Genomic DNA, 12,955 nt, shown 5'->3' with positions numbered 1-12,955 from the left:
GTAGAGGATTGAGACGGGGAGCAGAAGCCATCAATGACAAGGGCCCCCGCCTGTGTGGCGAGGGCCCCCAAGGGTCGAGACGGCGCCGGGATCAGGCGCTCTGGCGCAGCGCCTCTATCTGGGCGGCGCCATTGATCACCGCTTGCAGGGAGGCACTGACCACGTCGCGGCCGATGGCTACCCCGCAGGTGCGGGTCCCGTCGACGCTCAGCAGCACGTAGGCGGCGGCGCGGGACTCGGTGCCGGCGCTTAAGGCATGCTCGGAGTAGTCCAGCACGTCGATGTGCATGCCGGTCTGGCGCTGCCAGCCGTTGACCAGCGCCGTGATGGCCCCCTCCCCTTCACCACTCAATTGCAGCGAGCCGGTCGGGGTCTGCAGCTCAAGGCGCAAACTCTCCTGGCTGTCGCGACCGAGCTGGAAGCGACCGATGCGATAGCCGTGGGCGGGTTCGAGATAGTGGCGCTCGAACAGGGTGCGGATCTGCTCCGGGCTTATCTCGCTGCTGCTCGCTTCCGCCTCGGCTTGAACCCGGCGGCTGAAGTCAATTTGCAGCCAGCGCGGCAGTTGCAGACCAAGGTCGCGCTCCAGCAGGTAGGTAACGCCCCCCTTGCCGGACTGGCTGTTGATGCGGATCACCGCCTCGTAGCTGCGGCCGAGATCGGCAGGGTCGATGGGCAGGTAAGCCACGTCCCAGTAGTGATCCGGCTTCTCCGCCGCCAGGGATTTGCGAATGGCGTCCTGGTGACTGCCGGAAAACGCCGTGTAGACCAGCTCGCCGGCATAGGGGTGGCGCGGGTGCAGGGCAATCTGGGTGCAGGCCCCCACGGTGGCAACGATGGCATCCATGTCCGCCAGGTTGAGCTCGGGATCGATCCCCTGGCTGTAGAGGTTCATGGCCATGGTGACGATATCCATGTTGCCGGTGCGCTCACCGTTGCCGAGCAGGGTGCCCTCGATGCGATCCGCCCCCGCCAGCACCGCCAGCTCGGCGGCGGCCACCCCACAGCCCCGATCGTTGTGGGTATGGATGGAGATGCTCACCTCCGGGCGCGCCTTGAGGTGGCGGCAGAACCACTCCACCTGATCGGCAAACACGTTGGGGGTGCTTACCTCCACGGTGGCGGGCAGGTTCAGGATCATCGGGCGGGCCGCCGGGCGCCACTGGTCGATCACCGCGTCACACACCTCGACGGCGAACTCCACCTCGGTGCTGCTGAAACTCTCCGGCGAGTACTGAAAACTCCACTCGGTGCCCGGATTGCGGGCCGCGTACTCGCGCACCCAGCGCGCCCCCTGCACGGCGATGGCCTTGACCCCTTCGCGCCCCGAGTTGAACACATAGTTGCGCTGGGTCGGGTTGACCGAGTTGTAGACATGGACGATGGCCCGCTTGGCCCCCTTGAGGGCCTCGAAGGTACGGGCTATCAGATCTTCGCGCGCCTGCACCAGCACCTGGATGGTGACGTCGTCCGGAATGAGATTGCGATCGATAAGCTCGCGCACGAAGTCGAAATCGGGCTGAGAGGCGGCCGGAAAGCCCACCTCGATGTGCTTGAAGCTGATGTGCACCATCAGCGCCCACATCTGCAGCTTCTGGGCCACCGTCATCGGCTCCACCAGCGCCTGGTTGCCGTCGCGCAGATCCACGGCGCACCAGAGCGGGGCCCGCTCCAGCACCCGGTTGGGCCACTGGCGATCCGCCAGATTGATGACGGGGGCACGGCGGTATTTGCGATGATCGAAGCTCATATTCTGATTCCCTTGGCAGATGTCCTGGCGGTACGGCTGGGCTGATTGACGGGGACAAGGAGGGGAAGCGGGTTGGCGCGGTAACGCTGGCCCTGGCCGGTCGTGCGGCGGTAGCCCCACGCCCGGTTTCCTGTGGCCCCTTCCGGTAAGGGGGCCGGCCGCACAACCCGATAAGGTTGCGGGCCCGATCTGCTCGCCCCTGCGTTGGCAGGCGCAGACGACCTGGGTCGATAAATCCTGTGACGAGAAACCAGTATAGAGAGGCGACGCGGGCGAGAGATTGCAAAGAAGGCTGTCAAATACATCTATTGCACAATCATTGTCACTTTTTCTGGCCAATAAGGGGTGAATATCACCCAGAACATGTTGCTCGGTGACACCCGTTGCCATAGGCACCCGATCTCTTTGCCAATAAAAAACCCCGCCATCGCTGGCGGGGTTTTATCGGGTCACGAAGGAGGCGTCCCTCCTCCATCACGCGGTCTTAGCGGCTTTTCAGCTGGCTTTCGACCTTCTGGTGCAGCTCCTGCACCGAGTTGACGTTGGCGGTGGCATCCACGCTGATGGCCATGCAGGTGGCAAAGGCGGCGTGCAGCGTGGTGGTGTAGGCCACCTTGTGCTGCAGGGCACCGCGACGCAGCTGCTTGGAATCCTGGATGGCCTGACGGCCCTCGGCGGTGTTGACGATGTAGGTGTACTCGCCATTCTTGATGCGATCCAGAATGTGCGGACGGCCCTCGTGCACCTTGTTCACCAGGCGCGGGTTGATGCTCGCCTCGCCCAAGGTCACCGCGGTGCCGTGGGTGGCGTCGAGGTCATAGCCCAGCTCCAGCAGCTTGGCGGCCAGGTTCACCACCCGCTCCTTGTCGCTGTGGCGAACGGAGAGCAGGGCACGCCCTTCGCGCGGCACCTGGTGACCGGCACCCAGCTGAGCCTTGGCATAGGCCTCAGCAAAGCTGCTGCCCACCCCCATCACTTCACCGGTGGAGCGCATCTCAGGCCCCAGCAGCGGATCCACGCCCGGGAACTTGGCGAACGGCAGTACCACTTCCTTCACCGAGTAGTAGGGCGGGATGATCTCCTGGGTAAAGCCCTGTTCCTTCAGGCTCTGACCGGCCATGACGCGGGCGGCGATCTTGGCCAGCGGGGCACCGGTGGCCTTGGAGACGAACGGCACGGTACGGGCGGCACGGGGGTTCACCTCGATGAGGTAGATCTCGTTGTCTTTCACCGCGAACTGCACGTTCATCAGACCGACCACGCCAAGCTCCAGCGCCAGTTTGCGCACCTGCTCGCGCATCTCGTCCTGAATGGCCTTGGACAAGGTGTAGGGCGGCAGGGAGCAGGCGGAGTCACCGGAGTGAATGCCGGCCTGTTCGATGTGCTCCATGATGCCGCCGATGACCACATCAACGCCGTCGCAGATGGCGTCCACGTCCACCTCGGTGGCGTCGTCCAGGAAGCGGTCCAGCAGTACTGGCGACTCGTTGGAGACGCTCACCGCCTCGGCGAAGTAGCGGCGCAGGTCCTGCTCGTCATAGACGATCTCCATGGCGCGGCCACCCAGCACGTAGGAGGGGCGCACCACCAGCGGGTAGGTGATGCGCTCGGCGGTCAGCACCGCCTGCTCCAGCGCGGTGACGGTGCCGTTCTCCGGCTGCTTGAGACCGAGGCGCTCGACGGCAGACTGGAAGCGCTCACGGTCTTCGGCACGGTCGATGGCATCCGGGCTGGTGCCGATGACCGGCACGCCGTTGGCCTCCAATGCTCGCGCAAGCTTGAGCGGAGTCTGGCCGCCGTACTGGACGATGACGCCCTTGGGCTGCTCGACGCGCACGATTTCCAGCACGTCTTCCAGGGTGACCGGTTCGAAGTAGAGACGGTCGGAGGTGTCGTAGTCGGTGGAGACGGTCTCCGGGTTGCAGTTGACCATGATGGTCTCGTAACCGTCTTCGCGCAGGGCCAGCGCCGCGTGTACACAGCAGTAGTCAAACTCGATGCCCTGACCGATACGGTTCGGGCCGCCACCGATGACCATGATCTTGTCGCGGTTGGTGGGGTTAGCCTCGCACTCCTCGTCATAGCTGGAGTACATGTAGGCGGTGTTGGTGGCGAACTCGGCGGCGCAGGTATCGACCCGCTTGTAGACCGGGAAGATGTTGTGGCGGGCACGCAGCTTGCGCACTTCCCCTTCGGCCACGCCGAGGATCTTGGCCAGACGGGCGTCGGCAAAGCCCTTGCGCTTGAGGGCGCGCAGGAAGTCGGCATCGAGGCCGGCCATGCCGCGCTCTTTCACCTGCTCTTCCAGCTTCACCAGCTCTTCAATCTGCACCAGGAACCAGGGGTCAATCTTGGTCAGCTTGAACACGCCGTCCATGGAGAGACCGGCGCGGAAGGCGTCGGCGATGTAGAAGATACGCTCGGCGCCGGCATCCTGCAGCTCGTGGCGGATGCGGGTCAGGGAGTCAGGGGCGTTCAGATCCACCATGGGGTCGAAGCCGGTCTTGCCGGTCTCGAGGCCGCGCAGCGCCTTGTGCAGGGACTCCTGGAAGTTGCGGCCGATGGCCATCACTTCGCCGACAGACTTCATCTGGGTGGTCAGACGGTCGTTGGCGCCGGCGAACTTCTCGAAGTTGAAGCGCGGCACCTTGGTGACCACGTAGTCGATGGCAGGCTCGAAGGAGGCCGGGGTGCGACCACCGGTGATGTCGTTCATCAGCTCGTCCAGGGTGTAACCGATGGCGAGCTTGGCGGCGATCTTGGCGATGGGGAAGCCGGTCGCCTTGGAGGCCAGCGCAGAGGAACGCGACACCCGCGGGTTCATCTCGATGATGACCATGCGGCCATCTTTCGGGTTGATGCCGAACTGGACGTTGGAGCCACCGGTCTCGACGCCGATCTCGCGCAGCACCGCCATGGAGGCGTTGCGCATCAGCTGGTACTCCTTGTCGGTCAGCGTCTGGGCTGGCGCGACAGTGATGGAGTCACCGGTGTGAATGCCCATGGGGTCGAAGTTCTCGATGGCGCAGACGATGATGCAGTTGTCGTTGCGATCCCGTACCACCTCCATCTCGTACTCTTTCCAGCCGATGAGCGACTCGTCGATGAGCAGCTCCTTGGTCGGCGACAGGTCCAGACCGCGTTCGCAGATCTCGACGAACTCTTCCGGGTTGTAGGCGATGCCGCCGCCGGAGCCGCCCATGGTAAAGGAGGGGCGGATGATGCAGGGGAAGCCCACCATCTGTTGCACGCCCCAGGCCTCTTCCATGTTGTGGGCGATGCCGGCGCGCGGGCACTCCAGGCCAATGCTGCGCATCGCCTTGTCAAAGCGGGAGCGGTCTTCCGCCTTGTCGATGGCATCGGCAGTGGCGCCGATCATCTCCACACCGAACTCGGCCAGCACGCCGTGCTTTTCCAGATCCAGCGCGCAGTTGAGTGCGGTCTGGCCACCCATGGTGGGCAGGATGGCATCCGGGCGCTCTTTCTTGATGATCTCGCGCACCACTTCCCAGGTGATGGGCTCGATGTAGGTGGCGTCGGCCATCTCCGGGTCGGTCATGATGGTGGCCGGGTTGGAGTTCACCAGGATGACGCGGTAGCCCTCCTCGCGCAGGGCCTTGCAGGCCTGGGCGCCGGAGTAGTCGAATTCGCAGGCCTGGCCGATGACGATGGGGCCGGCGCCGAGGATCAGGATGCTCTGTAGGTCGTTACGTTTTGGCATGGCTTCTCTTTTCCTCTTAAGCGCGATACTGCTTGATCAATTCAATAAAGTGGTCGAACAGACCGGCACAGTCGTGCGGGCCCGGGCTCGCTTCGGGGTGACCCTGGAAGCTGAAGGCCGGACGGTCGGTGCGATGGATACCCTGCAGTGACCCGTCGAACAGGGAGACGTGGGTCGCGCGCAGGCAATCCGGCAGGGTCTGCTCGTCCACCGCAAAACCGTGGTTCTGGGCAGTGATCATGACGGTGTTGTCGTCCAGGCTCTTCACCGGGTGGTTGGCGCCGTGGTGGCCGAACTTCATCTTGATGGTCTTGGCACCGGAGGCCAGACCCAGCAGCTGGTGACCCAGGCAGATGCCGAACACCGGGATATTGGTCTTGAGGAAGGCCTCGATGGCCTCGATGGCGTAGTCGCACGGCTCGGGGTCACCGGGGCCGTTGGAGAGGAAGATGCCATCGGGGTTCAGCGCCAGTACCTCGGCAGCCGAGGTCTTCGCCGGCACCACGGTCAGGCGGCAGCCGCGGTCCACCAGCATGCGCAGGATGTTGCGCTTGACGCCAAAGTCGTAGGCCACCACGTGGTATTTGAGCTGGTCGGCAGCCGGGGTGACGTGCCCCTTGCCAAGCTGCCAGCTGCCCTCGGTCCAGTTGTACGCCTCGCCAACCGTGACCTCTTTGGCCAGGTCCATCCCCTTCAGACCGGGGAAGGCGCGGGCCTGTTCGAGGGCATAGGCTTCATCAACCTGTTTCCCGGCCAGAATGCAGCCAGCCTGGGCGCCTTTCTCGCGCAGGATACGGGTCAGTTTGCGGGTGTCGATGTCGGCGATGCCAACGATGTTGTGAGACTTGAGGTATTCGGAGAGGGATTGCTGATTGCGGAAATTGGAGGCAAGTATCGGAAGGTCCCGGATGATCAATCCCTGCGCGTGGATTTGACTGGACTCTTCATCTTCGCTGTTGGTGCCGGTGTTGCCTATATGGGGGTAAGTGAGGGTGACTATCTGACGGGAATAAGAGGGATCGGTGAGGATTTCCTGATAGCCCGTCATCGACGTATTGAAAACCACTTCACCAACGGAACATCCCTCGGCGCCTATCGACACGCCTTTGAACACAGTTCCATCTTCCAGCACTAGCAATGCAGTGTGATTCAAGACAACCTCCAGTTATTTAGCTTTAAATTCAGCAATTTACCTGGGTGTTGCGGGCTCGGTTCCGGCCTTGGACAGGACTCGAACCCGGCAGATTTCTGGCAAATTGGGCGCATTCTACTTAAAAACGATCGCATTTCAACGTCTTTTCTCATCTGAAATGCATCTAAATTCAATAAACAAGCAACATTACCCATTATCTATGCACTCAATCGCTTTGCAACCCCCACCCTGAAAAGAAAAGGCAAAAGTTGCCATCAATCCAGACCAAGAGACCAGCATTGATACAAAAACCAATTTTTAATCCTTAAAAAACAATGAAATGAAGTTTCATATAAAAAAATCTCAACGTCTGCAAACAGCTTTTTGAGGGAGGATGAGTGGCCTTGAAAAATGGAAAACGTTTTTCTTTGTTTGAATTTTTAGTCTGTTTTGATGGATGTAAAAAAATGCCCTGACAGGGGCTATTGAGGCCCAATTTCGTTACCAGCCGATGACATTTGTGCAATGGCAGATCCGGCGCAGCAGCAGAGAGGAAGGGTTTATGGCACTTCGCATGAAAATCGCTGCGTAAGCGCCATTTATACAAAATCACCAATAAAAACCCCGCATGAGCGGGGTTTTTAACAGACAATGGGCCGGGCAGCCCCTTCGTGCGCACCACGGGTGCCGTGATGTCAGCTGATGTGGTTACTTGAGGCCGAGCACGTCCTGCATGTCATAGAGGCCGGCACCCTGCCCCTTGAGCCACTTGCCGGCGCGCACCGCACCGTTGGCGAAGGTGAGACGGCTGGAGGCCTTGTGGCTGATCTCCACCCGTTCGCCGATGTCGGCGAACATGACGGTGTGCTCCCCCACCAAATCGCCGGCGCGAATGGTGGCAAAGCCGATGGTGTTGCGATCCCGCTCGCCGGTGATCCCCTCGCGGCCGTAGACGGCGCACTCTTTCAAATCACGTCCGAGCGTCTTGGCCACCACCTCGCCCATGGAGAGCGCGGTGCCGGACGGTGCATCCACCTTGTGTCTGTGGTGCCCCTCGATGATCTCGATGTCGGTGTAATCCCCCATCACCCTGGCGGCCTGCTCCAGCAGCTTGAACACCAGGTTGACGCCGACCGAGTAGTTGGAGGCGAACACGATGCCAATTTCGCCGGCGGCAGCCTTGAGCGCCGCCTTGCCCGCGTCGTCAAAGCCGGTGGTACCGATCACCATCTGCTTGTGGTGGGCCCGGGCGAAGGCCAGGTTGGCCAGGGTCACCTCGGGGCGGGTGAAGTCGATGATGAGATCAAACTCGTCCCGTACCTTGTCCAGGCTGTCGCTGATGATGACGCCGAGCCGACCCAGCCCGTTGAGTTCGCCGGCATCCAGCCCGATCACGGCGGAGCCCGGTCGCTCCAGCGCCGCCCCGACCACCACGCCCTCGGCATGGCTGATCGCCTCCAGCAGCACCTTGCCCATACGACCATTACAGCCCATCACGGCCACACGGATCGGATTGTCCATCTCCACCCTCTCATCTCTATTAAGGAAAGAGACCGTTTTACCAGCCTGCGCCCGCTTTGAAAAGCCCGCCGTGGCCGCCGTTAGCCGCCCGAAAATTCAACGACATATCTCTATAAATCCGAATATTTGACGGATTTAATCAATTAAGCAAAATCGCAAGACAAAAAGCAGTATCCATCTGGACGGCTATCTTGACCCGACGGGCGCGACTCACTACTGTAGACGCCCCATAGCGGCAGGATGCCCGCCACGCTCTCACCCCACTGCGGGCTGGCTGAGACAGGGAGGTCATGTTCAACCATCGAGGAACACATGATCCAGACCCAACCCAGCGCCAGAGCCCTGCTGCCTCTGCTGGTCTTTCTTGCTCTCTTTATCGGTACCGGCACCTGGCTGACCCTGCAGGGGGTTGAGTTCGCCTTCTATCAGCTGCCCGCCCCCGTCGCCGCCCTCCCCGCCGTCATGCTGGCGCTGGTGCTGGGCAAGGAGGGGTTCAACAAGAACCTCGAGACCTTCTTCAAGGGGGTCGGTGACAGCAACATCATGGCGATGTGCCTCATCTATCTGCTGGCGGGTGCCTTCGCCACCGTGGCCAAGGCCACCGGCGGGGTGGATGCCACGGTCGCGCTCGGCCTCTCCCTCATCCCCGGCTGGTTCCTGCTGCCGGGGCTGTTCCTCATCTCCGCCTTCATCGCCACCGCCATGGGTACCTCCATGGGCACCATCGGCGCCGTGGCACCGGTGGCGCTCGGCGTGGCCCAGGCCGCCGGCATCGATCCGGTGCTGATGGCCGGCACCATCCTCTCCGGCGCCATGTTTGGCGACAACCTCTCCATCATCTCCGACACCACCATTGCGGCCACCCGCAGCCAGGGCTGCGAGATGAAGGACAAGTTTCGCGAGAATTTCAAGATTGCCGCCCCGGCCGCCATCGGGGTGATCCTGCTCTATCTGACCCTGGGGTCGGTCGGGGATGCCCCCGCCACCGAGGCCCATGTCGAGCTGCTCAAGGTGATGCCCTACCTGCTGATCCTGGTGCTGGCCCTCTCTGGCATGAACGTCTTCATGGTGCTGGGGCTCGGCATTCTGGCGGCCGGCGGAGTCGGCCTGCTGGGGGATTACCCCCTCGGCCAGTTCAGCAAGGACATCTATCAGGGCTTCACCGGCATGCAGGAGATCTTCCTGCTCTCCATGCTGATCGGCGGCCTCGGCGCCCTGATGGAGCGCCAGGGGGGGCTGGCCTGGATAAGCGCCCGCATCAGCGCCCTGATCGCCCGCTTCACCCGTCAGCACGACGGCGAGCAGAACGAGAAGGCGGCCGAGCTCGGCATCGCCGGGGTGGTGAGCCTCACCAACCTCTGCACCGCCAACAACACGGTGGCCATCATAGTCGCCAGCAAGGTGGCCAAGGAGCTGGCGGATCACCACGGGGTCACCCCGCGCCGCGCCGCCTCCATGCTCGACATCTTCTCCTGCGTGGTGCAGGGGCTCATCCCCTGGGGTGCCCAGGCACTGCTGCTGGGCTCCATCTTCGCCCTCTCCCCGCTGGCAGTGGTGAGCATGAGCTTCTACCCCATGGCGCTGGCGCTGGCCGCCCTGGTGGCGGTGTTCGTCAAGCACCAGATGCGCAAAGCCGCCCACGCCTGATAGTGCGGTCGCCGGGTCCCCGAGGATCCGGCGGCCGAGCCGCGCTGTTCAACCCGGCGCGGCCTTGTTAAGGTGATCGCCTGTCAGCGCGATCCGCTCGTCGCCCCCCGCCCGTTCATCAGAGGAGCCCCCATGCCGGATACCCAGCCTGAAAGACAATCCCTGCGCCAGCTCATCCGCCAGCGCAGAAAGAGCCTGACCCAGGCCGAGCAGCAGCAGGCGGCCCAGCAGCTGGTTGCCCAGTTCAAGCAGCATCCCGAGATCCTGGCGGCCAAACGCATCGCCCTCTATCTGGCCAACGACGGCGAGCTCAATCCCCTGCCCACCATCCACTGGCTGTGGGCCCAGCAAAAAGAGGTCTACCTGCCGGTACTGCACCCCTTCACCCCGGGTCACCTGCTCTTCTTGCGCTACACCGCCACCAGCCCCATGACCCGCAACCGTTACGGCATCGCCGAGCCTGAGCTCGACATGCAGCAGGTGGTGCCCCACAGCACCCTCGATCTGATTTGTACGCCGCTGGTGGCGTTCGATGCCGAGGGCAACCGGCTCGGCATGGGCGGCGGCTACTACGATCGCACCCTCGCCTGCTGGCATGAACACAGGCTCGGCCCCAAGCCACTGGGGCTCGCCCACGACTGCCAGCAGGTGGACGCGGTGCCACAGGAGGAGTGGGACGTGCCGCTGCCCCAAATCATCACCCCCAGCCGCTGCTGGCACTTTCCCGGCTAGGACCATCCGCCCCCTCTGCCGCGATCGTCACTCCCTGCTGCCACAGCCATGGTGCAATGACATGGCACAATAAACAGGCAAACGATTTACATCTTGCGAGTTTTTGGCCCGGAACGTGAGCTGGGTGGTCGCTCTGGGGGGGCGGCTTGGATATAATGCGGCCGCTTTTTTCCAAAGGATCGATCATGACTCAAGATGAAATGAAGAAGGCGGCCGGTTGGGCTGCGCTCAAGTATGTGGTTCCCGGCACCATCGTCGGGGTAGGCACCGGCTCTACCGTCAACCACTTCATCGATGCACTGGCGACCATGAAGGACGAGATCAAGGGGGCGGTATCCAGCTCCGTGGCCTCCACCGAACGCCTCAAGGGCTTCGGCATCACAGTGTATGACCTCAACGAGATCGACGCCCTCTCCGTCTACGTGGACGGTGCCGACGAGATCAACGGCACCCGCGACATGATCAAGGGCGGCGGCGCAGCCCTCACCCGCGAGAAGATCGTCGCCGCCGTGGCCGACAAGTTCATCTGCATCATCGACAACACCAAGACGGTCGACGTGCTCGGCACCTTCCCGCTGCCGGTGGAAGTGATCCCCATGGCACGCGAATACGTGGCCCGCGAGATCAGAAAGCTCGGCGGCAACCCGGTCTGGCGTGAAGGGGTGGTCACCGACAACGGCAACCACATCCTGGACGTGAAAGGCATGGCCATCACCGATGCCAAGGGGCTGGAAGTGCAGCTCAATGCCATTGTCGGCACCGTCACCAACGGCCTGTTCGCCCACCGCGGTGCAGACGTGGTGCTGATTGGTACTCCCGACGGGGTCGTCACCCAATAAGGTTGTCTGCCAAGAGGCTGCTCAACGGCATCATGGTCGGCACCGTCACCAACGGCCTGTTCGCCCATCGTGGGGCAGATGTGGTCCTGATTGGTACTCCCGACGGGGTCATCACCCAATAAGGTTGTCTGCCAAAAGGCAGCTCAACGGAGGTGGTCCCCGACCATCGCCCCGCAATGCAAGACGGCGCCCCATGGCGCCGTTTTTATTGGTTGCTCAATGAGTTGCAAACCCTCGTTTACAACTATCGTTGAAAACTTCAAAGAATTTGACTTTCGTCACAAATATTCCCTCTCCCAAACGTTTTTGCTACTTTACGGTTTTCTTCACACACCATATCTGCACTCACTTTTGCAAACATAGAGGGATCGTCATGACTGCCAAGTTTTCACTGGACAAGGATAAAATCAAGGTACTGCTGCTGGAGGGGGTTCACCCCAACACGGTGGAAACCTTTCGTGCCGCAGGTTACACCAGTGTGGAGTATCTGAAGACCTCTCTCTCCGAAGAAGATCTGATCGAGCGCATTCGTGACGTGCATTTCGTGGGGCTGCGCTCGCGCACCCAGATCACCGAGAAGGTGCTGGATGCCGCCAACAAGCTGGTGGCCATCGGCTGCTTCTGCATCGGCACCAACCAGGTCGAGCTCGACGCCGCCCATCTGCGCGGCATCCCGGTGTTCAACGCCCCCTTCTCCAACACCCGTTCGGTGGCCGAACTGGTGCTGGGCGAGATCCTGCTGCTGCTGCGCGGCATCCCGGAGAAGAACGCCAAGTGCCATCGCGGTGTGTGGGAAAAGCTGGCCAACCGTTCGGTGGAAGCCCGTGGCAAGAAGCTCGGCATCATCGGCTACGGCCACATCGGCACCCAGCTCGGCATCATCGCCGAGAGCATCGGCATGAAGGTCTACTACTACGACATCGAGAACAAGCTCTCGCTCGGCAACGCCATCCAGGTGCCGAGCATGGTCGAGCTGCTCAACATGTCCGACGTCATCAGCCTGCACGTGCCTGAGACCGCCTCCACCAAGGATCTGATCGGTGCCGAGCAGCTGCGCATGATGAAACCGGGCGCCATCTTCATCAACGCCTCCCGCGGTACCGTGGTGGACATCGATGCCCTGGCCGACGTCATCAAGAGCGGTCACATCTCCGGCGCCGCCATCGACGTCTTCCCAAGCGAGCCCAAGTCCAATGACGAGGAGTTCCTCACTCCGCTGCGCGGGCTGGACAACGTGATCCTGACCCCTCACATCGGCGGCTCCACCCAGGAAGCCCAGGAGAACATCGGGCTGGAAGTGGCCAACAAGCTGGTCAAATACTCCGACAACGGCTCCACCCTCTCCGCCGTCAACTTCCCCGAGGTCTCCCTGCCCGGCCACAAGGGCTCCAGCCGCCTGCTGCACATTCACCGCAACCAGCCCGGCGTGATGAACCAGATCAACCAGATCTTCGCCGACGAGGGGATCAACATCGCCGGTCAATACCTGCAGACCAGCAGCCACATCGGCTACGTGGTGATCGACGTGGAGACCGAGCACAGCGAGAAGGCGCTGGCCAAGCTCAAGGAGATCGGCGGCACCATTCGTGCCCGTATTCTGCACTGATTGGCCT

General features: G+C 62.1%; 8 protein-coding genes. 4 read left to right on the top strand and 4 right to left on the bottom strand.

What is annotated here, in order from left to right; all coding sequences use genetic code 11:
- Nucleotides 1-91: 91 nt before the first annotated feature.
- The 4 genes from leuA to dapB form a co-directional block, all read right to left on the bottom strand.
- The gene (leuA, locus tag ACB032_RS03740) at nt 92-1,750 is read right to left on the bottom strand and encodes a 2-isopropylmalate synthase (RefSeq protein WP_371137369.1); all 1,659 of its coding nucleotides are present in this window, start codon (nt 1,748-1,750) and stop codon (nt 92-94) included.
- Nucleotides 1,751-2,234: 484 nt separating this feature from the next.
- Entirely contained in the window at nt 2,235-5,471 is a 3,237-nt protein-coding gene (gene carB, locus ACB032_RS03735; protein ID WP_158197020.1) for a carbamoyl-phosphate synthase large subunit, read from the bottom strand.
- A gap of 16 nt (nt 5,472-5,487) precedes the next feature.
- Complete coding sequence (gene carA / locus ACB032_RS03730; protein ID WP_043123970.1) at nt 5,488-6,624, bottom strand: glutamine-hydrolyzing carbamoyl-phosphate synthase small subunit; 1,137 nt, start codon at nt 6,622-6,624, stop codon at nt 5,488-5,490.
- A 687-nt stretch (nt 6,625-7,311) separates the two neighbouring features.
- Nucleotides 7,312-8,124 carry a 4-hydroxy-tetrahydrodipicolinate reductase gene (gene dapB / locus ACB032_RS03725; RefSeq protein WP_043123972.1) on the bottom strand — a complete coding sequence of 271 codons (813 nt, stop codon included), beginning with the start codon at nt 8,122-8,124 and terminating at the stop codon, nt 7,312-7,314.
- Between the two features lie 312 nt (nt 8,125-8,436).
- On the opposite strand from dapB, the gene ACB032_RS03720 reads away from it, so the two are divergent.
- The 4 genes from ACB032_RS03720 to serA all read left to right on the top strand — a co-directional run bounded on the left by ACB032_RS03720 (nt 8,437) and on the right by serA (nt 12,948).
- Complete coding sequence (locus ACB032_RS03720; protein WP_016351189.1) at nt 8,437-9,771, top strand: Na+/H+ antiporter NhaC family protein; 1,335 nt, start codon at nt 8,437-8,439, stop codon at nt 9,769-9,771.
- A gap of 132 nt (nt 9,772-9,903) precedes the next feature.
- Nucleotides 9,904-10,503, top strand: a complete 600-nt coding sequence (locus ACB032_RS03715; protein ID WP_371137368.1) for a 5-formyltetrahydrofolate cyclo-ligase — start codon at nt 9,904-9,906, stop codon at nt 10,501-10,503.
- A gap of 185 nt (nt 10,504-10,688) precedes the next feature.
- Nucleotides 10,689-11,342 (top strand): ribose-5-phosphate isomerase RpiA, encoded by a 654-nt coding sequence (gene rpiA / locus ACB032_RS03710; protein WP_024946388.1) that lies wholly within the window; start codon nt 10,689-10,691, stop codon nt 11,340-11,342.
- Between the two features lie 373 nt (nt 11,343-11,715).
- Nucleotides 11,716-12,948 (top strand): phosphoglycerate dehydrogenase, encoded by a 1,233-nt coding sequence (serA, locus tag ACB032_RS03705; RefSeq protein ID WP_024946386.1) that lies wholly within the window; start codon nt 11,716-11,718, stop codon nt 12,946-12,948.
- Nucleotides 12,949-12,955 lie beyond the last annotated feature (7 nt).

Origin of the sequence: Aeromonas sp. S5(2024), assembly GCF_041403025.1 — a bacterium.
In the GTDB taxonomy this organism is placed as follows: Bacteria; Pseudomonadota; Gammaproteobacteria; order Enterobacterales; family Aeromonadaceae; genus Aeromonas; species Aeromonas hydrophila.
Note: the sequence above shows the minus strand (reverse complement) of the source record. Positions and strands in the feature narration are given on the sequence as shown.

Excerpts from the sequence above, each read along its gene's own strand:
- leuA (WP_371137369.1), bottom strand. The coding sequence starts at position 1,750 with ATGAGCTTCGATCATCGCAAATACCGCCGTGCCCCCGTCATCAATCTG.
- carB (WP_158197020.1), bottom strand. The coding sequence starts at position 5,471 with ATGCCAAAACGTAACGACCTACAGAGCATCCTGATCCTCGGCGCCGGC.
- dapB (WP_043123972.1), bottom strand. The coding sequence starts at position 8,124 with ATGGACAATCCGATCCGTGTGGCCGTGATGGGCTGTAATGGTCGTATG.
- ACB032_RS03720 (WP_016351189.1), top strand. The coding sequence starts at position 8,437 with ATGATCCAGACCCAACCCAGCGCCAGAGCCCTGCTGCCTCTGCTGGTC.
- ACB032_RS03715 (WP_371137368.1), top strand. The coding sequence starts at position 9,904 with ATGCCGGATACCCAGCCTGAAAGACAATCCCTGCGCCAGCTCATCCGC.
- rpiA (WP_024946388.1), top strand. The coding sequence starts at position 10,689 with ATGACTCAAGATGAAATGAAGAAGGCGGCCGGTTGGGCTGCGCTCAAG.
- serA (WP_024946386.1), top strand. The coding sequence starts at position 11,716 with ATGACTGCCAAGTTTTCACTGGACAAGGATAAAATCAAGGTACTGCTG.